Origin of the sequence: Pedobacter nutrimenti (assembly GCF_003208655.1) — a bacterium.
In the GTDB taxonomy this organism is placed as follows: Bacteria; Bacteroidota; Bacteroidia; order Sphingobacteriales; family Sphingobacteriaceae; genus Pedobacter; species Pedobacter nutrimenti.
Window position 1 is genome coordinate 197,097 of sequence record NZ_QKLU01000001.1, and the last position, 20,335, is coordinate 217,431.

At 41.2% G+C, this 20,335-nt stretch carries 17 protein-coding genes; 12 read left to right on the forward strand and 5 right to left on the reverse strand.

All coding sequences use genetic code 11. The annotated features are described in order from the left end of the window. Positions 1-68: 68 nt before the first annotated feature. The 7 genes from B0O44_RS00725 (at position 69) to B0O44_RS00760 (ending at position 10,272) form a co-directional block, all read left to right on the forward strand. Positions 69-2,900, forward strand: coding sequence for a glycosyl hydrolase family 28-related protein (locus tag B0O44_RS00725; protein ID WP_110826787.1), 2,832 nt, complete (start codon positions 69-71; stop codon positions 2,898-2,900). A 36-nt stretch (positions 2,901-2,936) separates the two neighbouring features. Beyond that, complete coding sequence (locus B0O44_RS00730) at positions 2,937-3,644, forward strand: Dph6-related ATP pyrophosphatase (protein WP_110826788.1); 708 nt, start codon at positions 2,937-2,939, stop codon at positions 3,642-3,644. Positions 3,645-3,686: 42 nt separating this feature from the next. After that, positions 3,687-5,315 (forward strand): acyl-CoA carboxylase subunit beta, encoded by a 1,629-nt coding sequence (locus B0O44_RS00735; protein WP_110826789.1) that lies wholly within the window; start codon positions 3,687-3,689, stop codon positions 5,313-5,315. Positions 5,316-5,331: 16 nt separating this feature from the next. Continuing rightward, positions 5,332-5,934, forward strand: coding sequence for a toxin-antitoxin system YwqK family antitoxin (locus tag B0O44_RS00740; RefSeq protein ID WP_110826790.1), 603 nt, complete (start codon positions 5,332-5,334; stop codon positions 5,932-5,934). Positions 5,935-6,056: 122 nt separating this feature from the next. Further along, a complete protein-coding gene (gene trxB / locus B0O44_RS00745) occupies positions 6,057-7,019 on the forward strand; it encodes a thioredoxin-disulfide reductase (protein ID WP_110826791.1) in 963 nt (320 codons plus the stop codon). Positions 7,020-7,665: 646 nt separating this feature from the next. Next, positions 7,666-9,570, forward strand: a complete 1,905-nt coding sequence (locus B0O44_RS00755; protein WP_110827499.1) for a beta-N-acetylhexosaminidase — start codon at positions 7,666-7,668, stop codon at positions 9,568-9,570. 72 nt (positions 9,571-9,642) lie between these two features. Further along, entirely contained in the window at positions 9,643-10,272 is a 630-nt protein-coding gene (locus B0O44_RS00760) for a hypothetical protein (protein WP_110826793.1), read from the forward strand. 18 nt (positions 10,273-10,290) lie between these two features. On the opposite strand, the gene B0O44_RS00765 is transcribed toward B0O44_RS00760, so the two are convergent. Both B0O44_RS00765 and B0O44_RS00770 read right to left on the reverse strand, forming a co-directional pair. Further along, on the reverse strand, positions 10,291-10,893 hold the full coding sequence (locus B0O44_RS00765; protein WP_110826794.1) for a hypothetical protein: 603 nt from the start codon (positions 10,891-10,893) through the stop codon (positions 10,291-10,293). Beyond that, positions 10,880-11,377 carry an RNA polymerase sigma factor gene (locus B0O44_RS00770; RefSeq protein ID WP_110826795.1) on the reverse strand — a complete coding sequence of 166 codons (498 nt, stop codon included), beginning with the start codon at positions 11,375-11,377 and terminating at the stop codon, positions 10,880-10,882. The genes B0O44_RS00765 and B0O44_RS00770 overlap by 14 nt, the downstream gene beginning before the upstream one ends. Positions 11,378-11,521: 144 nt before the next feature. Here B0O44_RS00770 and B0O44_RS00775 point away from each other — a divergent pair, with 144 nt between their 5' ends. The 4 genes from B0O44_RS00775 to rpmA all read left to right on the forward strand — a co-directional run bounded on the left by B0O44_RS00775 (position 11,522) and on the right by rpmA (position 14,380). Further along, positions 11,522-12,907 (forward strand): dicarboxylate/amino acid:cation symporter, encoded by a 1,386-nt coding sequence (locus B0O44_RS00775; protein WP_110826796.1) that lies wholly within the window; start codon positions 11,522-11,524, stop codon positions 12,905-12,907. A 27-nt stretch (positions 12,908-12,934) separates the two neighbouring features. Then, the gene (locus B0O44_RS00780) at positions 12,935-13,447 is read left to right on the forward strand and encodes a hypothetical protein (protein ID WP_110826797.1); all 513 of its coding nucleotides are present in this window, start codon (positions 12,935-12,937) and stop codon (positions 13,445-13,447) included. A 142-nt stretch (positions 13,448-13,589) separates the two neighbouring features. Continuing rightward, a complete protein-coding gene (gene rplU, locus B0O44_RS00785) occupies positions 13,590-13,901 on the forward strand; it encodes a 50S ribosomal protein L21 (RefSeq protein WP_008241463.1) in 312 nt (103 codons plus the stop codon). Positions 13,902-13,957: 56 nt separating this feature from the next. Beyond that, the gene (rpmA, locus tag B0O44_RS00790) at positions 13,958-14,380 is read left to right on the forward strand and encodes a 50S ribosomal protein L27 (protein ID WP_110826798.1); all 423 of its coding nucleotides are present in this window, start codon (positions 13,958-13,960) and stop codon (positions 14,378-14,380) included. A 489-nt stretch (positions 14,381-14,869) separates the two neighbouring features. On the opposite strand, the gene B0O44_RS00795 is transcribed toward rpmA, so the two are convergent. Next, entirely contained in the window at positions 14,870-15,694 is an 825-nt protein-coding gene (locus B0O44_RS00795; RefSeq protein WP_110826799.1) for a helix-turn-helix domain-containing protein, read from the reverse strand. A gap of 216 nt (positions 15,695-15,910) precedes the next feature. Between B0O44_RS00795 and B0O44_RS00800 the strand changes: the two genes are divergently transcribed. Then, a complete protein-coding gene (locus B0O44_RS00800; RefSeq protein ID WP_110826800.1) occupies positions 15,911-16,870 on the forward strand; it encodes a response regulator in 960 nt (319 codons plus the stop codon). 216 nt (positions 16,871-17,086) lie between these two features. Here B0O44_RS00800 and B0O44_RS00805 read toward each other — a convergent pair whose 3' ends face one another. After that, positions 17,087-18,061 carry a polyprenyl synthetase family protein gene (locus B0O44_RS00805; protein WP_110826801.1) on the reverse strand — a complete coding sequence of 325 codons (975 nt, stop codon included), beginning with the start codon at positions 18,059-18,061 and terminating at the stop codon, positions 17,087-17,089. 41 nt (positions 18,062-18,102) lie between these two features. Continuing rightward, positions 18,103-20,235: a ribonuclease R gene (rnr, locus tag B0O44_RS00810; RefSeq protein ID WP_110826802.1), complete on the reverse strand. Its 2,133-nt coding sequence runs from the start codon at positions 20,233-20,235 to the stop codon at positions 18,103-18,105. Positions 20,236-20,335 lie beyond the last annotated feature (100 nt).

Genomic DNA, 20,335 nt, shown 5'->3' on the forward strand with positions numbered 1-20,335 from the left:
AAGTTTAATATTATGCCAACCTGTCCATATTTTTTTTAGTGATTTTTGATACTTTAATCCAAAAAAATATGAACAGGTTTTTCTTTTTTGCATGCTGGTTGTGTATGCTGATTTCTTCCCCTGTTTTTCTGGCAGGCCATACAATTAAACCAGATACCTTGTTTATTGCTCGCGGTACAACCTATCGTTATACAGTGGACACGCCCGAGGGCCAGGGCCTTGTTTCTACTGTTCTGAAGGCTGGCGAATTGCTCGAAAAATGGAGGCATAAAGCTCCGGACAAAAAATACCAATTGCTCGATGCTGCAGGCCTGGATAAAAAGAATGGTGAATTGCGAAATGGAGACCAGTTTTTGGTTTTATCGGCTGAAGGAAAAATACTGAAAACTCAGCTGATCTGTCTGAAACCTATGGCTTTAAACGGCTGGCTGTCCCTGGATAGAAAAAGGATAGCAACAGGCTGCACTAATGAAATCGTTTTATCCTATACCGCCGGACAACGGAGCCCGGATGCAACCCTAAAACTGTATATCCCCAGGGGTATAGACATGGATCCGGAAAATGCATTTGTAAATGTGATTGGAAGAGGAGAAGTGACATTAAAGGACCTCGAAAAACAATCTGTAGGACGTATTGGAAGTTTGTATCCTTACCGGAAGGTAGGCACGTTTAGGATCCTGAAGAAGGAACAGGGGACGGAGCTAATTTTGAGCCATTTGGACCTGAGGCCATTAAACGGTGCAGATCTGGTGTTGAGGATTGGCGCTGTTCATTTATCCCGGGCGGGGAAATATATGTTTAGGGCAGTCTATACCACATCACAGCCAGAAATATTAACCAGTTCTGGTGAAGATACCGAAAGCTTTGAGCTGGAGGCGGTAAAAGGAATCGTTGATTTCCGGCGGCTTGCTGATACCAGTCTTAGTTATATAGAAAAGGAAGATACTTATACCCGTCTGAATTTTAAATGGACCTCAGAAAAGCTTCCTGAACGGATCGTCATACAACAATCTTCGGATCAGGGAAAAACCTGGTCTGCCGGGGCAGCTGTTTTTTCTAAGGATATGCAAAATGCAAAATTATGGGGTTTAAAGCCAAATCAACAGTATTTGTTCAGGTTATTGATCCCTTCGGGAGAGAACAGGGGCTTTTCCAATACGGTTTCCTTTTATTCGGGTAAACTGGATGTCAGGCGTTTTGGTGTAAAGGGAAACGGATCCCAGGATGAGACAGCTTCGCTGAACCTGGCTATTGACTCCCTGAGCCGTATGGGCGGGGGTACACTTGTTTTTAATGCAGGCACTTATCTGGTAAAAACAGTGCAGTTGAAAAGCAATGTATACCTTTATCTGGAACAGGGGGCAGTGATTAAAGCGATTAAAGGGGCAGATGCACCTGAGACGACCTGGTTTAGTGATCAGAAATACCGTTCAGGTCTTTCACCCACAGATACAGGACCTTATGCAGATCCGGAAAATTATATGACCAAGCAGGATGTTGGCCATCATTACTTCAGAAATTCCATGTTTTTTGGAGAGCGCCTGGATAATGTAAAAATTATAGGCCAGGGAACCATTACCGGTGATGGAAATCTGGTGAACGGAGATAAGGTAATGAACAATGCCCCGGACAACCGTGCGGATAAGATGTTTACTTTAAAGCTTTGTACCAATGTTGAGATTGGGGGAATTTACCATGCAAAGGACCTGTGGTATGATGAGCAGCGGGATGAACCTTATTACATTGGTCCGAAAGGTCAGAAACTCTTTGACTCGGACCATATGCTCAAAATAGAACGGAGTGGCCATTTTGCACTATTGGCAACAGGTACGGATGGAATTCATGTTCATGATACCTATTTTGGTAAAAATCAAACTTCCAATGCCAGGGATATTTATGATTTTATGGGTTGTAACCGGGTGAGGGCGGTGAATATTTATTCTAAAGTCAGTTCCGATGACATCATTAAACCAGGTTCAGATTGTTCATTGGGATTTACGCGTCCTGCCAGTGACTATAAAGTAAGGAACATTATAGGTGACACCAATTGTAACCTTTTTCAGATTGGATCGGAGACTGCGGATGACATTACAAAAGTTTGTGTGGATAATATCTATGTCCTTGGGGCCAATAAGGCTGGTTTTTCCATTTCAACAAATGATGGCGGGCGGATCAGTGATATTCATTTGAATTGCGGGCATACCGGGCCACTACATTCCAGGTCTAAAATGTACCGGGCAGCGGCACCATTTTTTATTTCTATTTCCAACAGGGGCAGGATTTTGGGAGCCCAGGCAGCACGTTATCGTTTTACAGAAAATGGCCGGCAGCGGGAAGAGCTCCTGATAAAAAATGTGAATATAGGTGAAGTCAATAACATCAGTTTAAAAGGGATAGATGTGCAGGAGGTTTATGGGGGCAGTTCCTATAACAAGCAACGCTGGAAAGCATTTGATGGAACACAATCGCGTTCTACGCCGATTGTGGCGGGGTATAAACTGCCGGGACCTGAAGCGATGGAGGGTGGGCTGGATTTTAAACTGCCCAACGGAAAACATACGGGTTATCTAAAAAACATCTCTTTTGAAGATGTGCATATCAAAGTGAAGGGTGGCAATACTTTTAGCGATGCCGCAAATGTTCCTCCTGAACTGGGTGTGGGTCAGTATAATGCTTCTAATTTGAAAGTTCAGCCTTCTTATGGGCTTTGGGCCAGACATGTTAACGGGCTTAATTTAAGCAATTGTTCATTTTCTGTTGAGCAGGCAGACGGACGTTATGTTATTGTACTGGATGATGTAAATAATGCTGAAATTTCACTGCTGAAAACACCATTGGGCAGTTCTGATGAAATGCTGCTGATGAAGAAAAATTCTTCAAGCATTTCTGTTAAAGAGTAACCAGGCATTGAGGCCAAATGTTTAATTTAGCCTCAAATGGAAAAGATACCGGCTGTATTTAACTGGAGTGGTGGAAAGGACAGTACACTGGCCCTGCATTATCTGTTACAGGATAAGGATTTTGAAGTAAAATACCTGCTAACGACCTTAAGTGATGCTTATAACCGGGTCAGCATGCATGGTGTGCGGGAGGAACTTTTGCTGGCACAGGCTGAAAGTATAGGTTTGCCTTTGCAGCAGGTTCGTTTGGCAGAATCTGTTGCAATGGAAGATTATGAAGCAAGTATGACTTTGGCTCTGACGGGGATGAAAAAGCAGGGAATTGCCCATGCGGTATTCGGAGATATTTTTTTAGAAGACCTGAAGGTGTACAGAGAGAAAAAACTTGCTGAAATTGGTATGCAGGCCGTTTTTCCACTCTGGAAAAAAGATACCCGGAAAATCATAAAGGAATTTGTGGAACTGGGCTATAAAACCATTGTGGTTTGTGCAAGGGAAGGCCTTCAGGATTTTTGCGGAAGGATAATCGATGAGCAGTTTATGGCCGATCTTCCTGCGGATGTTGATCCCTGCGGGGAAAACGGAGAGTTTCACACTTTTGCATTTGAAGGCCCTATATTTAACAAGCCTTTGCGTTTTAGCATAGGTGAAAGGATTTTTAGAACTTTTCCTTCTCCTGCGGGCGATCAGAGTAGCCCCTCAGGCTATTGGTTTACCGATCTGTTGCCTTATACCAAATCCTGAAATGGACTATAGTTTCAATAAAATTAGATTTACATTGGTCGCATGAATATAGAATTCAATAAAAATGAAGACGTCAATAAACAATCGGTCTTTGAACTGAAAACGCGTCTGAAAAAAATATATGCCGGTGGTGGCGAAAAAAGTGCTGCAAAGCAAAAGGAAAAAGGAAAAATGCTGGCACGGGAACGAATCAGTTACCTGATTGATCAAAATAGTGAATTTCTGGAGCTTGCTGCCTTTGCGGCAGATGGTATGTATGCTGAGCAGGGTGGTTGTCCTTCGGCAGGAGTGGTTTGCGGGATTGGGTATGTATCGGGCAGGCAATGTATGATTGTGGCCAATGATGCTACTGTAAAAGCCGGGGCCTGGTTTCCGATGACTGCAAAAAAGAACCTAAGGGCCCAGGAGATTGCCATGGAAAACCGTTTACCGGTGATTTACCTGGTGGACAGTGCCGGGGTGTATTTACCCATGCAGGATGAGATTTTTCCGGATAAGGAACATTTTGGACGGATGTTCAGGAACAATGCTTTAATGTCTTCTGATGGGATTGTACAGATTTCGGCTATTATGGGGTCCTGTGTGGCTGGTGGAGCGTATCTGCCCATTATGAGTGATGAGGCCATGATTGTAGAAGGAACTGGCTCTGTGTTTTTGGCAGGTTCTTATCTGGTTAAATCTGCGATTGGGGAAGATGTAGACAATGAAACCCTTGGGGGAGCGGTGACCCATTGTGAAATTTCGGGGGTTACCGACTATAAACAACCTAATGACCAGGCTTGTCTGGACAGCATAAAAAACATCATGAGCATGCTCGGGGCACCCGAAAATGCTGGTTTTGACCGGGTAAAACCAGTTTTGCCGGCTTTGGATCCCCAGGAAATTTATGGCATTTTACCCGACAACAGGGAAAAACCTTACGACATGCTGGACCTGATCAAAAGACTGGTCGACAACTCTGAACTGGAAGAGTATAAAAAGGAATATGGCCAAAGTATTATTTGTGGCCTGGCACGCGTGGATGGCTGGGCAGTTGGAATTGTTGCCAACCAGCGTAAAGTTGTAAAATCAAAAAAGGGTGAAATGCAGTTCGGCGGGGTAATTTATTCGGATAGTGCTGACAAGGCTGCCCGTTTTATTATGAACTGCAATCAGAAAAAGATTCCCCTGGTATTTTTACAGGATGTGACGGGTTTTATGGTAGGCAGCAGGTCCGAGCAGGGCGGAATCATTAAAGATGGTGCCAAAATGGTCAACGCGGTGGCCAACTCTGTGGTCCCTAAATTTACCATTGTAATTGGTAATTCTTATGGCGCAGGTAATTATGCCATGTGTGGCAAGGCTTATGATCCGCGGCTGATTTATGCCTGGCCAAGTGCGAAAATTGCGGTAATGGGCGGTTCACAGGCTGCAAAAACATTGTTACAGATCCAGGAAGCTTCCTTGAAGTCCAAGGGGGAAAACATCAGTCCGGAAAAGGAAGCGGCACTTTTGAAGGAAATTACCGATCGCTATAACAGCCAGACAACGCCCTATTATGCGGCTTCCCGATTGTGGGTGGACGGCATTATAGATCCGCTGGAAACCAGGAAGGTGATTTCTATGGGAATTGAAGCGGCAAATCAGTCGCCTGTAAAAAAGCAGTTCAATGTAGGGATTATTCAAACTTAGATTGATATTTTTGTACATGAACAAAATTTTCACGCTGCTGTTATTGCTCTCTTTTTCTGTTGGTGGTTATGGTCAGGTTAAAACGGTTTATTTTGACATTAAGGATAAAGCGACAACGGACTCTACCAAAGCGGTTACTTATGCTGTATATGGGAAAGTAAGTGGGGACAGTCTGTTTCTATTTAAAAAGTACGATATGGATGGTTACCTGACGGTTTCGGGCTCTTTTAAAGATGAAGCCCTAAGTATTCCGGAAGGAAAATTTGTTTATTACAACTGGATTGACCCGAGTAAAACCGAATTGGGTTATAAAGCGGTGAGCGCTGGTAAGGACCGGTATAAAATTCTTTCAGGAAATTATGTGAACGGTTTAAGGCAGGGCAGGTGGTTGAGCTTTTACGAAAACGGCGAGGTGAAGAATGTGGTGACTTTTGATAAAGGCCTGATGCACGGGGAATTTAAATCTTTTGATGAAAGGGGCATGCTCCTGGAGAGTGGGCAGTTTGTAAATGACCAGATGGATGGGGAATGGGAAACTGAAGGGGGTAAAGTGCTGGTTACCTATCAGGGCGGCAAAAAGATATCTTCTGTAAAGAACACCAAAAAAAAGGTTAATTAAGTACTTAAGGAGCTGTTTGATTTTTAAACAGGACACTTGTAATACAGACATCACATTATGCAGCAGCATTGGGGATTCGCTATATTATGATTAAATTTGTATCTCTAACGAATTAAAAATATATGTCACAAGAAATAGAACATGTTCAATGTCTGATTATTGGTTCCGGACCTGCTGGTTATACTGCAGCAATTTATGCTGCTCGCGCAGATCTGAAACCGGTTTTATATACTGGAATGGAGGCTGGTGGCCAGCTGACACAAACCACAGATGTGGATAATTTTCCGGGTTATCCTGGTGGGGTAATGGGACCGGAAATGATGGAAGATTTCAGGAAACAGGCAGAACGTTTTGGAACAGATATCCGTTTTGGATATGTAAGTTCTGTAGATTTCTCTTCCCTGCCGCATAAAGTGGTGGTAGATGAGATCAAAACAATCACAGCTGATACCGTGATTATTTCAACGGGTGCTACGGCGAAGTGGTTGGGCTTACCAAGTGAGCAGCATTATAATGGTTTTGGGGTTTCGGCTTGTGCGGTTTGTGATGGCTTTTTCTTTAAAGGTCAAGATGTGGCGATTGTTGGTGCTGGTGATACCGCTGCTGAAGAAGCAACTTATCTGGCCAAATTATGTAAAAAGGTTTATATGTTGGTGAGAAGGGATGAATTCAGGGCTTCTAAAGCAATGGTTCATCGTGTGCTGAATACGCCTAACATAGAGGTGATTTACAACTCTGAAGCGAAAGAAGTATTGGGTAATGGTAAAAATGTAACTGGCTTAAAAATACACAACAATAAAACAGGTGAAGAAAAAGACCTCGCTGTAGAGGGCTTCTTTGTGGCTATCGGTCATAAACCGAATACGGATATTTTTAAAGGCTGGATCGATATGGATGAAACAGGTTACCTGAAAACGATTCCTGGTACAAGTAAAACCAATGTAGAAGGTGTGTTTGCGGCAGGAGATGTTCAGGACCATTATTATCGTCAGGCAGTAACGGCTGCTGGTTCCGGTTGTATGGCTGCTTTAGATGCAGAACGCTATCTGGCCGCTAAAGAGCACGCGGTTGATGCGGTTTCTTAAGCTTAGTTTGTAAAATATTTAAAAGCTGTTTCGAAAGGGACAGCTTTTTTTGTTTTAAGGGTTTATTTTTTATTGCTGGGTTTTAGGTGTAATCGCATAGGTTGTTTGTGGAGTTTTACTTTGCGGGCTTGTTTCTGGGCTTCAATTGTATAGCTGATTTTGAGGTTAATTGCATAGGTTGTTTTAGGGGGAGATTTTCGTAGCCGGTTTTTGGGGCTTGCTTTGAGGTCAATTGCACAAGTCGTTTTAGGGCGGTTATTAGGAGAATTCCGGGATAAAAAAGAGGCAGAATCCGCTTCGGGAATGCGCCTGATCAGGCGCCCTGAAGGGGGAGCAGACCAGCCAATATCCCCTCTGCGGACACCGCCTCTTTTTTTGGAATTTTTGTATGAAATTCTGCTCCGGGCAAAATGTTTTTGTGAGTTCGTCGTGTTTTAAGTTGTTTTTTTGAAGCCAAATTGATTAAATCGGGCCTATTAAATGGTTTTATCTGATACGTTAGGGACTTTCTGAAAAAAAATATTGTGGGGTTACGGACCAGATCAAACGTTTGATCTGGATTGTAACAAAATTGTGTAAATTGAGCAGGCATCATAAGTTTTATCTTAGGATGTTAATCAAAACCACTTTAAACTATAACCTTGTCATGAAGAAAATTTTACCTGTTGTTATTTGTGTTTTGCTCAGTTCAAAGATGTATGCTCAAACTGATGCGAATATGGGAATTATTCCTGCTCCTGTGTCTGTAGAGAAACGCAGCGGAACTTTTGTCCTGGATAAAACGGTTGTGTTGGTTTCAGCCAATCCAGCGAATGCAAAAACAGCAGATTTGCTGAATGCTTTTGTGGTGAACAAAGGCGGTTTTTCATTGAGAACGGTTAAAGCACCGGAGGCAGGTCATAAGGCTATTGTGCTTAGCGCTGAAGGGGCAGATAAATTACCGGAGGAAGGTTATAAAATTAATATTTCCAAAGACAGGATCCTGTTGACTGGAAAAGCAGCAGGTTTGTTTTATGGGCTGCAGTCACTCATGCAGCTGATGCCTGAGAGAAAAGGGAATGCGATTATCGTGCAGGCTGCAGACATCAATGATTATCCAAGGTTTAAATACAGGGGAATGCACCTGGATGTGGCCAGGCATCAGTTTCCTTTGACTTTAGTGAAAAAATATATTGACCTGATGGCCCAGTATAAGTTGAACAATTTTCACTGGCATTTAACCGATGACCAGGGCTGGAGAATAGAGATCAAAAAGTACCCAAAACTAACTGCTGCCGGAGCAAGCAGGAACGGGACTATTATTGGTCATCATCCTGGAATAGGAACGGATGATCAGGTGTATAAAGGTTATTATACGCAGGATGAAGCAAGAGAGATTGTGGCTTATGCGGCTGCCAAATACATCACGGTCATTCCTGAAATTGAAATGCCGGGCCATGCTTCAGCAGCTATAGCAGCTTATCCTGAACTGAGCTGTTTTCCTGATCGCGATACTTTTATTGATGCAAAGACACCATGGGCAGGAAGCCGCAAGGGCAAACAGGTGCAACAAACCTGGGGTGTTTTTCAGGATGTTTTTGCACCAACAGAAACGACATTTAAATTTTTACAGGACGTACTGGATGAAGTTTTGGTTCTTTTCCCTTCTAAGTATATTCATGTTGGGGGGGATGAATGTCCAAAGGATTACTGGAAGCAATCGGAATTTTGCCAGAATTTCATTAAGCAGAACGACCTGAAAGATGAGCATGGTTTGCAAAGTTATTTTATCCAACGGATGGAAAAATACCTGAATGGTAAAGGCCGTTCGATCATTGGCTGGGACGAGATTCTGGAAGGAGGACTGGCACCTAATGCAACGGTGATGTCCTGGAGAGGTGTTGAAGGGGGAATTGCTTCTGCAAAACAAAATCATGATGTGATTATGACCCCAGGCCCAAATGGTTTGTATTTTGACCATAAACAATCTTCTTCACCAGACGAGCCATTGACCATAGGTGGTCTGGCACCTTATACCAAAGTATATGCTTATGACCCTGTGCCTGCAGAACTGAGTGCTGAGCAAGGTAAATATGTGATTGGGGTGCAGGCGAATTTGTGGACGGAATATATTGAAAGTCCGGCTAAGGTAGAATATATGGTTTTGCCAAGGATGTTTGCTTTGTCGGAAACGGCATGGACCCCGCTGTCCAGAAAGGACCTGAAGAACTTTTCGGAAGAACGTTTGCCATTGCACCTGGCGCGTCTGGACCAGACAGGTACAAATTTTTGGGTTCCAACGCCTATAGGACAAAATGAAAAGGTATTAAAAGGGGAAAATTTTAGTGTTGAATTGAAAGTCCCTGTACAAAACGCCAGGATCTATTATACCCTTGATGGTTTCCGTCCATCGGAGAATGCGATTTTATACAATGGGCCTGTGAAGGTCAATGTACCTGCAGGGCAGAAAAGGTCTTTAAAAACCATTGTGATCACCACCAGTGGTAAGCGCAGTGTAGTTACCGAAACCATCCTGAACAATGGTGCACCAGAACCCGCTGCAAATAAATAGGTATTAGAGTTAAAATCGTTTGCTTGAAACTTATTTTTATTTAAATTGCTTGCTAAATTTTATAGATTTAAAATGAAGCTGAAGGATTTAATTTTAAGATCATCGTTATTTGCCTCTGGAGTATTGCTGCTGTTTTCCTGTAATCAGGAAAACCCGGAAAAGATTGTGGCCCTGAGCAGCAACAGACCTGCTGAAGAGAAGCGCCCCAATCCTTTCCCTTTTTACAAGAACATTTCTATCCGACCGGGGCTGAATTTTGAAGTACTGAGTTGGGGAAAAGGAAAGGACAGTGTGGGTGGTTATTTGGTGCTCATGTCCGATTCTGTCAAAAATGACTACAAGTCTTTATCTGTCGAACGTAAGGGAATCATCACAGACGTTTGGAATATGGACATGGACAATGATGGAAATCCGGAGCTTTATATTGAACTGCTTAGCAAAAAAAATGTACTGGACCTGAATGTTTATGAGTATTCAAGAAATGGCTTTCAGAAAATAAACTTTCCACCGCTGAGTTCTTCTATGAAGAAGTATTATGCCGGAAATGATAAGTTTCAAATTAAGGACGGTGTTTTGTTTCGCACTTTCCCTGCTGTAAACCCTGCAGATACCACAAAGAAACCTGGTGCAGCAATGAAGACTTTACGTTACAAGTTAAACGGAAGCAGTTTTTCTGTAGAGGAAGTAAAGGAAAAACCATAATTTTCCCCTTATTATACTTTAGTGTCCGGTTTCTTTAAACTGGGCACTAATTCTTTCAAACTTTTCTATTAAAAGGCTTATTCTTTCCTTTTCTCTTTTTAGAACAGCCTTGCGTAACACTGTAGAGCAGAAGATTAACCATCCAAAGGTCAATACGACAGCCAGACACTGTTTCCAAAAGCTGAAATAGGAGAGGATTTCAAAAAAGTAAAGGATACTTCCCACACTAAGGGCAATGGTGTAAATCCAGAATAATTTGTTGTACAGGTTATAGCGGTTCAGCTGGTACAATTTCAACTGGCTTAGAAATTCATTGGGGTGTGCTGTAAAATCATTCTTTGCAATTAAGCGATAACCTCTGTATAAAATAAAGGTATAGACCGCAATGGCAGAGATGGTAATGGTAATTCCCAGGTGGGTGGTCCAGGACTGGAAATCGAAAAATACCCACAGGCAAACCAATGCAACAAAAGAAAGGCACATGCCGGTAATGTTCAGCAAGGACTTGGTACGGATGCCGTTCACTTCTTTTTTTGCCTGGGCAAGCATTTCCTCAGAAGAGATGTTTACCTCAACTGAGTGCGATTGCCAAAGCGATTGTATATCTTCAAATTCTTGCATGCTGATTGTATATTTCTGTAAGTTTTTGTTTAATCCTGTGGATTTTTACCCTTAAATTCCCTTCACTGATGCCCGATATCTCTGCGATTTCATGATAAGGCAGCTCGTCCAAAACCATCGTAATAATTAAACGGTCATTCTCTTCCAGTTTAGATATTGATTTATATAGTAAAGCAATTTGTTCATTCTTTTCGGAGTATTCTTCAATCCGGTTTTCGATAATGTTATCGGTCAACTCATCTTTTGCCTGTCTTTTTTCTGATCTTAAATAAGTAAGACAGGTATTGACAGCAATTCTGTAGATCCAGGTAGATAAAAGGGATTTGTTCCTGAACTTGTCCAGGTTTTGCCAGACCTTTAAAAAGGTTTCCTGTAACAAATCATTTGCAGAATCTTTGTCTCCTGTATATCCATAGCATAAATGGAATATTTTTTTGGAGTTGGTGTCGAAGATTTGCTTAAATAACTGGTCTTTTTGTTCCACAGGGGCTTGCGTTGATATAGGTTTAGAGGTCTGTAAGGCTTGTTTGTTACAGCGAAAATGCGAATTTTATTGCTTTATCAACAAACTTTATAGAATAATTTAATTATTGTAGTTTTACGGCTCTAATAAACTAAACTGAGATAGATGTCTAAAAACAACAGGTTAACGTTTTTTATCTTTTTAGCGTTGGTATTGGGAATTGGATTGGGGTATTACTTAAATGTGCAGACATTTAGTCCTTATAACAATTCTATCCTAGCTGCCGATGCAAAGATAAAAACAATCGATGCGGAGATCATTAAATTAAAAGACACCACCGGGACAGCTTACCAAGCGCTGAACCTGCAAAAAAAAGCGACGGAAAAATCCCGTCATGAAAGTGAAAAAATAAGGGAAAAAAAACTCGAACCCCTTACTTTATTAAGCGATATTTTTCTTCGTTTGATTAAGATGATTGTTGCCCCCCTGGTGTTCAGTACGCTGGTTGTCGGGGTTGCAAAAGTGGGGGATATTAAAGCCGTAGGCCGTATCGGGGGGAAAACCATGTTGTGGTTTTTAAGCGCTTCCCTGCTTTCGCTGGTCCTTGGGATGATTATGGTTAATATTTTCAAACCGGGTGAGGCGATGCACCTTCCATTACCGCCTAGCAATATAGATACCGGGATCCATAAGGTGGCTTTGTCTATGAAAGATTTTATCTCTCATATTGTACCCAAAAGTATGGCCGAAGCCATGGCAACAAATGAAATTCTGCAGATTGTGGTTTTCTCTTTGTTTTTTGGTGTGGCCACTGCAGCGATTGGAGAAAAGGGGCAGGTGATTATCCATTTTTTTGATGCGGTAGCCCATGTGATCTTAAAAGTAACCGGATATGTGATGAATTTTGCGCCCTTTGCCGTATTTGGGGCAATGGCTGCTATTGTTGCCAAGCAAGGTTTAAGTGTATTGTCTACCTATGCATTGTTTATCGGGGAATTTTATTCTACCATGCTTTTGCTGTGGATTGTACTGATCCTGATTGGTTTTAGTATTCTTAAAGGAAGGGTATTCAACCTGATGAACCGTATGAAAGAGCCCGTTTTGGTGGCTTTTAGTACGGCGAGCAGTGAAGCTGCTTATCCGAAAACAATGCAGCAGCTGGAGCGTTTTGGTTGTAAAGATAAGATTGTAAGTTTTGTATTGCCTTTGGGTTATTCTTTTAATCTGGATGGTTCTATGTTATATATGACCTTTGCTTCTTTATTTATAGCGCAGTCTTATGGAATTCATTTATCCTTTGAACAGCAAATTACCATGCTGTTGATCCTGATGCTGACCAGTAAAGGGATTGCAGGTGTTCCTAGAGCTTCCCTGGTGGTTATCGCCGGGACGATTGCAACATTTAATATTCCGGAAGCCGGATTGGCATTGTTGATTGGTATTGATCCGCTTTTGGATATGGGCCGCTCTGCAACGAATGTGATTGGCAATAGCCTGGCTACTGCTGTAGTGAGTAAGTGGGAGGGAGAGCTGACCGAACCTTTAGATTAGATTACCATACACGATAAATATATATAAATGACTTCCAGAGGAAAAAAGATATTTTTAATACTAACTGTTGTTGTTCCTTTTCTGATCTATTGCATTGTTTATTATGCTCCGATCATCAAAAATGCACCTTTTAAATCGAGCGAATTCGTTTCCCTGCAGTTTAAATGGGGGGTAGGTAAAGACCTGGTGAACAGCTACGATTCTTCGACAGGGAATTATCAGTACCTGAACAATAAGGATTCCCTGATTAAAACAAACTTTAAGCTGCGTACCAATGACATCATTTACCTGCACAATAAGGCAAATGAACTGGGGCTTTGGAATTTTCCGGATGTAATTGCCAACAGGGGGGAAGACCTGAACTCTTCTAAGGTATTGCGTTATGAAATCGAGTTCAATTACCAGCGGAAAAAGAAAAAGGTAATTTTAATGTCGGATTATAATGAAATCCCAAAATTACGGGACGTTTCAACCCAAATGAAAAACCTGGTGGCGCAAAGTATCAATGAGGCTGAAGAGCGTTATACACCTAAGCATTAATACTGGTTTTGTCAGGATATACAGGATGCAGAAAAAAGAATTTCAACGAATGATTTTAAATCATTTGATTTTAGAAAAAAATAGTTCTATATTTGCACCTCGATAAAAAAAATAAACAATTTAAAATAATAATTATTTAACAATGTACGCAATAGTAAATATAGCAGGACAGCAATTCAAAGTTGCAAAAGACCAGCATCTTTTTGTACACCGTTTGCAAGGGGATGAAGGCGCTAGTATTGAATTTGACAATGTATTGTTGGTTGAAGATGGTGGTAAAATCTCTGTAGGAGCTCCTGCTCTGAAAGGCGCTACTGTTTCAGCTAAAATCGTGTCTCATTTAAAAGGTGATAAAGTTATCGTTTTCAAAAAGAAACGTAGAAAAGGTTACAAAAAGAAAAACGGTCACCGCCAGTATTTCACTAAAATCCAGATTTCTGGTATCAGTTTATAATTATTTGTTAAACATAGAATTACCTTAATCTGGTAGTTTATAAAATATAAAGCAAAATGGCACATAAAAAAGGAGCCGGTAGTTCCAGGAACGGACGTGAGTCACATAGTAAGCGTTTAGGTATCAAAATTTTTGGTGGACAGGAAGCTATCGCTGGAAATATTTTGGTACGTCAACGTGGTACAAAACATCATCCTGATAAAGGTGTAGGTATTGGTAAAGATCATACTTTATTTGCCCTGGTTGATGGTACTGTAGTTTTCAAAAAGAAACAAGACAACAAATCTTACGTTTCTGTTTTACCTGTAGAGGTTGTAAAAGAAGTAGTTGAGAAAAAAGCACCTGCTGCTAAAGCTGAAAAGAAAGCTGCTGCTCCTAAAAAAGAAGCACCTGTAAAAGAAGCTGCTGCTAAAAAAGCACCTGCTAAGAAAGCTGCTAAAGCTACAGAAGCGGAAGCTGAAGGTACTGCTGCTGAGTAATCAACGGTATTATAAAATTAAAAGGCTGTTTCATTTGAAACGGCCTTTTTTGTTTTATGATCTTTTGTGATTTGTTTTTATCCTTTTCGTTTTTTGTTGTCCATTTCTTTTGTTTTATCCTTTTCCAGTTTCTGCATTTCTATTTCTTTTGTTTTATGATCTTTTGGCTTGGATGTATTTGAGATTCGTTTCATCATTTTTCAGTTTTTAGCTTTTCATTTCTTTTTTGTTTTTGGGTGTGTTGTGCTTTCGAAGAATTTTTGGAGGACTGATCGGGATGATCCGTTTCGGGGCAGCGTCTGCTTAGGCTCCTACGGAGCAAAGCACCCAATCACCCCTTCTCCGGACATCCCGATCAGTCTTTAAGATATTCTATGAATCAGGATGTTTTAGGACCAGGGCAAGAGGTTTCATTAAGGCTTTTTAGCCTATCATTTATTGCTTATCCTCGTTTTAAGGTCTGAAAAGGTTGTGGTCCATTTGCTGTCTTTAGCAGAGTGGGGGCACGGACTTTAAGGCGGTAATTTCTCCTTCAAGTCTTTGAAGGGCCTCTGTAAAATTCTTCAAGGTTTTTTCCAGTTCACCAATAACAGGACCGAGTTTAGCGGTGTATTTACCAGTCCCTTCCCAAATTTCAAGAACATCTCCGAATGGAACAGTAAAGACCTGCTTGTCGGTTTGACTGGTGCAGGATAAGGTCGACTGGAAATGATTGATGCTGGTTAACAGGCAGGTTTTAATCTCTTTCCTTGTGATTAGAATGTAAACCTGGTTGATGTGGACCTTAGCATAGGTATTGATGTGTTTTGCGAGCAGAATGTCGTTTTTGTGCACGTTTAAGTCAGGAAGTTCTTCCGCAGCTTTAAATGCCCTGTAAATGGTCCCATCTTCGATGGCTGCAGGAAAGTCAACAGACTCCAGTGTATTCAGAAATTTTTGACTGCTGTGTTTATGGATGTAGTACTGCTGGTGGCTTAAGGGAACAAGTAATATTTTTGATCTTCCCTGCTGGTCATAAACGTTTACAGGGTTTGCCAGTAGCTGAGGTATTGTTTTGGTTCCGGTTGGCTTTTCCTTAAATGGGATAAGATCTGTTTGTGATCCGTGCAGGAGCCATTCATAACTGCAACTGAAATAGCGGGCAAGACTATGTAGTGTATTGAAGGAAGGGTATTGGTTCCCCAGTTCAATTTGCGAGTAATTACTTCTGGAAAGATGTAGGATATCAGCGACTTGTAACTGTGACAAGTCCTGAGCGAGCCTGAGGTTTCTAATCCGCTCACCTATGTCTTTCTTTGATAGTATTTCTTGCATAAGTAATAATAATTTCGTTGATTTGTGTTGCGACTAACAAATCAACCATCAGTTGTGACATGGCAATTATTGCTCCAAAAAACGATCTGGAATTTAGCAATCCAAAACTTCGAAGGTTGTAAATAATTAGGTATTATCCGCGGTAAGGTTAATACAAGTAGCAAAGTATTGCAAGAATAAGTGTCAAACCATCAAAAAACAATAATTGATTCCGTCATGTCAACCGGTAGCAGCTGTGAAAGTCTTGATAATTCATTCTTTTTAATAGATAGAAAGTATCAATTAACTTCTTTTAAGGCGGAGTCACTTAATTTTCTGGGGAGCTTTCTTGAAAAAAATCCCTCAATTGGGGAACAGATTGTAGAAATGGTTACACAGGAGTACCGGGATCCACTGCTTGGATTGCTGACAAAATGCTTTTCTGGTGATTGCTTCAGTATAGAACAAAGATTACCTGTTGCCAATGCGAACGACCATATGCTGTTGATCACTTTTACACCGATCAGGGAAGCGGGCAGGGTCAAATATGTGGCCTGTACCGTTTTTAATGACAGCATAAATGCCCGGCAGTTTAAACTCCTGAATGAATATTCCCATTTGACTTCCCACCAGCTCAGAGCGCCAATTACCAACATCCTGAGTTTATCGAACATTACCAACCATTCTTCTTTTGAGTCTTATGATGTTTTAAAGGTTAATGAACTGATGGGGGAGATCAACAAACAGGCAGAAAAACTGGATGGAATTATCAGGATGCTCAATTCTTTGCTACATGAGGACGAGAATATGAGCTTTAAGCCAGGAATGGTCGGGGAAAAAAGCAAACACATCGTGTTGGTTGATGATGATGTGATCACCAATAAGATTCATCAGATGCTGATCAGTAAACTGCAAATGGATAAAAGGGTAGTCTTGTTTGAAAAACCTGAATATGCATTGAATTATATTATTGAACATGCTCCTGACCTTATTCTTTTAGACCTGCACATGCCTGAAATTGATGGCTGGAAATTTTTGCAGCGTTTGGAGGAATACCACATTCATGCGGATGTAATTATCGTTTCTTCTTCTATTGATCCTGCAGAACGCAGTCGTGCACAAAAATTTATGTGTGTAAAAGATTTTGTGACCAAGCCTCTTACCTATGAAAAGGTGAAGCTTATTTTTGACAACTAAAATACCTGGCTTCCTTCGGAATTGATATTGGTTTTTCTTTGTTTTTCTGTCTTGCACCGCTATTGTAACGAGAAAGTTAAAAACTGTTAAATTACAGCAGATTGCAAGCTTTAGTTTTAAATTCGCAATAGAGAAATCAAGGATTCCTTATTTCTTAAATTAATAATTGTTAGCCGGTTTAAGGAATTAAACCGGCTTTTTATTGGGTTTGTCTTTTTAGTATTCGCGGGCCATCAGGGTATGGGTCAGGTCCAGTAAATTGACCTTAGCTTCATCGGTTACCTCTATCTGACCAAACAGGGCCAGTGCACGGTCCAGATATTGTTCCATTGTTTCTCTGGCAATTGAAGGGATGTCCAGGTCGTTATAAATGCGCTTAACTTCTGCAACTTTCTCTTCTGAATCAAAATGTTCGGATTTGATCCAGTGATGTAGTTTTTCCAGGTGACTGTTTTCTGCGAGCTCTAAAGCCTTTAACAACAGGAAAGTCTTTTTATTGGCAATAATGTCTCCACCAACTTGTTTTCCGAATTTTTCAGGATCACCATATACATCCAGTATGTCGTCCTGTAGCTGGAAGGCGATTCCAAGGTTTTCACCAAAATCATAAATAAGCCTGGCTTCTTTTTCGGTTGCACCACCAACAATAGCACCGATTTTCATGGCACCACCCACCAAGACGGCGGTTTTAAGACGGATCATGTCTATGTATTCGGAGATACTGACATCGTTGCGGGTTTCAAATTCCATATCGAGTTGCTGGCCTTCGCAAACGCCCTGTGCAGTTGCATTAAAGGTATCCAGAACTTGTTTTAATACGGCTGCTTTTACTTTGGTCAGTTCTTTATTGGATTCGACCATCATGACATCACCGCTAAGAATGGCATTATTGGTTCCCCATTTTTCATGGACGGTTTGTTTTCCACGTCTTAAAGGGGCATTGTCCATAATGTCATCATGGATTAAAGTGAAATTATGAAAGGTTTCAATGGCCATTGCAGCAGGAAGGGCTTCTTCCAGATCGCCTCCAAATAACTCTGCCGCAAGCAGGACCAATGCAGGCCGAAGCCGCTTTCCGCCAAGGTTCATGATATAGGTAATGGGCTCGTACAAGCGCTTTGGATGATCTGGGTACTTAAGTTCTGAAATCGCTTTTTCTATAAATTCCTGTAATTCAAATGTGGTATGCATTATATGGTATAACCTGTTCTATGTGTTTTATATTATGAATGTTAAGCGCTTTGGATCAGGGAGAAATCGATCTGACGTTTGGAAAGGTCTACTTTTTTAACCCTTACCTGTACTTCATCCCCAAGCTGGTATTTTTTCTTTTTTCGCTGGCCAATGATGCAGTAATTTTTTTCGTCAAGAACATAAAAATCATCAGTAATGTCCCTCAGGCGGATCATTCCTTCACATTTATTTTCAATAAGTTCTACGTACATGCCCCATTCGGTAACACCTGAAATAATTCCGCTAAAGATACTGCCCACATTTTCTTCCAGGTATTCGACCTGTTTGTATTTTATAGAGGCACGTTCTGCATCTGCCGCCCGTTTTTCCATCGCTGAGGAATGCGAGGAGGCGATTTCATATTGTTCTTCATTGGCCGACTTTTCACCGTTTAGATAAGCGGCCAGCAGGCGGTGCACCATAACATCAGGATACCTTCTGATTGGAGAGGTAAAATGGGTGTAATGATCAAAGGCCAGGCCATAATGACTGGTCTTTTTTGTGGTATAAATGGCTTTAGCCATGGAGCGTATGGCCAATTGTGTCAGCACATTCTGTTCCTTTTTTCCTTCTACATCTTCCATCAGGAAATTAAGGGATTTTGCGATCTCCTTATCTGATTTCATATTGATTTTATAACCAAAACGGGAAGCAAACAAGGCAAAGTTATTTAATGTTTCCAGGTTAGGGGAGTCATGGGAGCGGTAAACAAAAGTATATTTTTGTTTGCCTTTGCCTTTTTTAGCAACAAACTCTGCCACTTTTTTATTGGCCAACAGCATAAAATCTTCAATAAGTTTATGTGCATCTTTTCGTTCCTTTACATAAACACCAATGGGTTTTCCTTTGTCGTCCAGTTTGAATTTAACTTCTGTACTTTCAAAACTGATGGCGCCGGCCTTAAATTTCTTTTCCCTTAAAATGTACGCCAGTTCATTTAACTTGAGGATCTCTTCCCTAAAGTCACCGGATTTTGTTTCGATCACCTGCTGGGCTTCTTCATAGCTGAAGCGGCGGTCAGAATGGATCACTGTCCTTCCAAACCACTGATCATGGATAATCGCTTTGTCGTCCATTTCAAAAACAGCAGCAAAGCAGAGTTTATCTTCTTTAGGACGCAGGGAACATACACCGTTACTCAGTCTTTCGGGCAGCATTGGGATCACTCTGTCCACAAGGTAAACGGAAGTGGCCCTTGAATAGGCTTCTTTGTCCAGGGCGCTGTTGGGAAGGACATAATGGGAAACATCTGCAATGTGTACACCTACTTCATAGTTTCCATTTTCCAGTTTTTTAAAGGAAATTGCATCATCAAAATCTTTGGCGTCTGCGGGGTCAATGGTAAAAGTAGTGGTGGTCCTGAAATCACGCCTTCCTTTGATTTCTTCCGGGCTGATTTCCTCAGGAATTGCATTGGCTTCTTTTTCTACTTCTGGCGGAAAAGTTAAAGGAAATCCGTACTGGGCAAGAATGGCATTCATTTCTGTATCGTTCTCTCCCTGCTCTCCCAGAATATTGATCACCCGGCCAATCGGATTTTTTGCTTCTTCGGGCCAGTCGGTAATGCTTACCTGTACTTTTTGCCCGTTCTTTGCTCCCTTTAGATCTGTCAGTGGAACGAAGATGTCATGGAGCATTTTTCTATCGTCTACATAAACGAAAGCAAAACGTTCTGATATTTTAATTACCCCTATAAAATCTGTTTTGGCGCGCTCGATAATTTCAACAACTTCGCCTTCATTTTTACGGCCGCTTTTCTTGGCATATATATAGACCTTGACCTTATCACCGTTAAGTGCATTGTGGAGTTTTCTGGCCGAGATGTAAATGTCTTTTTCAAATTCATCATCTGGAATGACATAACCCGATCCGTCTGCAGTAATGTCTACTTTGCCTATGACAAAGGTTTTCAGGTCTTTTAACCGGAATTTTCCCTTTTGGGGTTCTATAAAAACGCCTTTATGTGTTTGATCCTTGAGCACTTCCAGTATGGTTTCCCGGGAGGCTGCATCGGTTATATTCAATTTTGATGATACTTGTTTGTAATTAAGTGCCTCATTGCTTTTGTTCAGGACATCGCTGATCAGCTGTGTCAGAACTTTTGTTAGGTGAGATGATTTATTTTTAGCCATAATAATTTATGAATCACCCGAAGGTAACACTTTGGAACGACAAAGCGCCTTTTTAGGGGGCGAAAACTATAAAATGGAAGGCTTTTTGTACATTTGTGGA

Excerpts from the sequence above, each read along its gene's own strand:
- B0O44_RS00725 (WP_110826787.1), top strand. The coding sequence starts at position 69 with ATGAACAGGTTTTTCTTTTTTGCATGCTGGTTGTGTATGCTGATTTCT.
- B0O44_RS00730 (WP_110826788.1), top strand. The coding sequence starts at position 2,937 with ATGGAAAAGATACCGGCTGTATTTAACTGGAGTGGTGGAAAGGACAGT.
- B0O44_RS00735 (WP_110826789.1), top strand. The coding sequence starts at position 3,687 with ATGAATATAGAATTCAATAAAAATGAAGACGTCAATAAACAATCGGTC.
- B0O44_RS00740 (WP_110826790.1), top strand. The coding sequence starts at position 5,332 with ATGAACAAAATTTTCACGCTGCTGTTATTGCTCTCTTTTTCTGTTGGT.
- trxB (WP_110826791.1), top strand. The coding sequence starts at position 6,057 with ATGTCACAAGAAATAGAACATGTTCAATGTCTGATTATTGGTTCCGGA.
- B0O44_RS00755 (WP_110827499.1), top strand. The coding sequence starts at position 7,666 with ATGAAGAAAATTTTACCTGTTGTTATTTGTGTTTTGCTCAGTTCAAAG.
- B0O44_RS00760 (WP_110826793.1), top strand. The coding sequence starts at position 9,643 with ATGAAGCTGAAGGATTTAATTTTAAGATCATCGTTATTTGCCTCTGGA.
- B0O44_RS00765 (WP_110826794.1), bottom strand. The coding sequence starts at position 10,893 with ATGCAAGAATTTGAAGATATACAATCGCTTTGGCAATCGCACTCAGTT.
- B0O44_RS00775 (WP_110826796.1), top strand. The coding sequence starts at position 11,522 with ATGTCTAAAAACAACAGGTTAACGTTTTTTATCTTTTTAGCGTTGGTA.
- B0O44_RS00780 (WP_110826797.1), top strand. The coding sequence starts at position 12,935 with ATGACTTCCAGAGGAAAAAAGATATTTTTAATACTAACTGTTGTTGTT.
- rplU (WP_008241463.1), top strand. The coding sequence starts at position 13,590 with ATGTACGCAATAGTAAATATAGCAGGACAGCAATTCAAAGTTGCAAAA.
- rpmA (WP_110826798.1), top strand. The coding sequence starts at position 13,958 with ATGGCACATAAAAAAGGAGCCGGTAGTTCCAGGAACGGACGTGAGTCA.
- B0O44_RS00795 (WP_110826799.1), bottom strand. The coding sequence starts at position 15,694 with ATGCAAGAAATACTATCAAAGAAAGACATAGGTGAGCGGATTAGAAAC.
- B0O44_RS00800 (WP_110826800.1), top strand. The coding sequence starts at position 15,911 with ATGTCAACCGGTAGCAGCTGTGAAAGTCTTGATAATTCATTCTTTTTA.
- B0O44_RS00805 (WP_110826801.1), bottom strand. The coding sequence starts at position 18,061 with ATGCATACCACATTTGAATTACAGGAATTTATAGAAAAAGCGATTTCA.
- rnr (WP_110826802.1), bottom strand. The coding sequence starts at position 20,235 with ATGGCTAAAAATAAATCATCTCACCTAACAAAAGTTCTGACACAGCTG.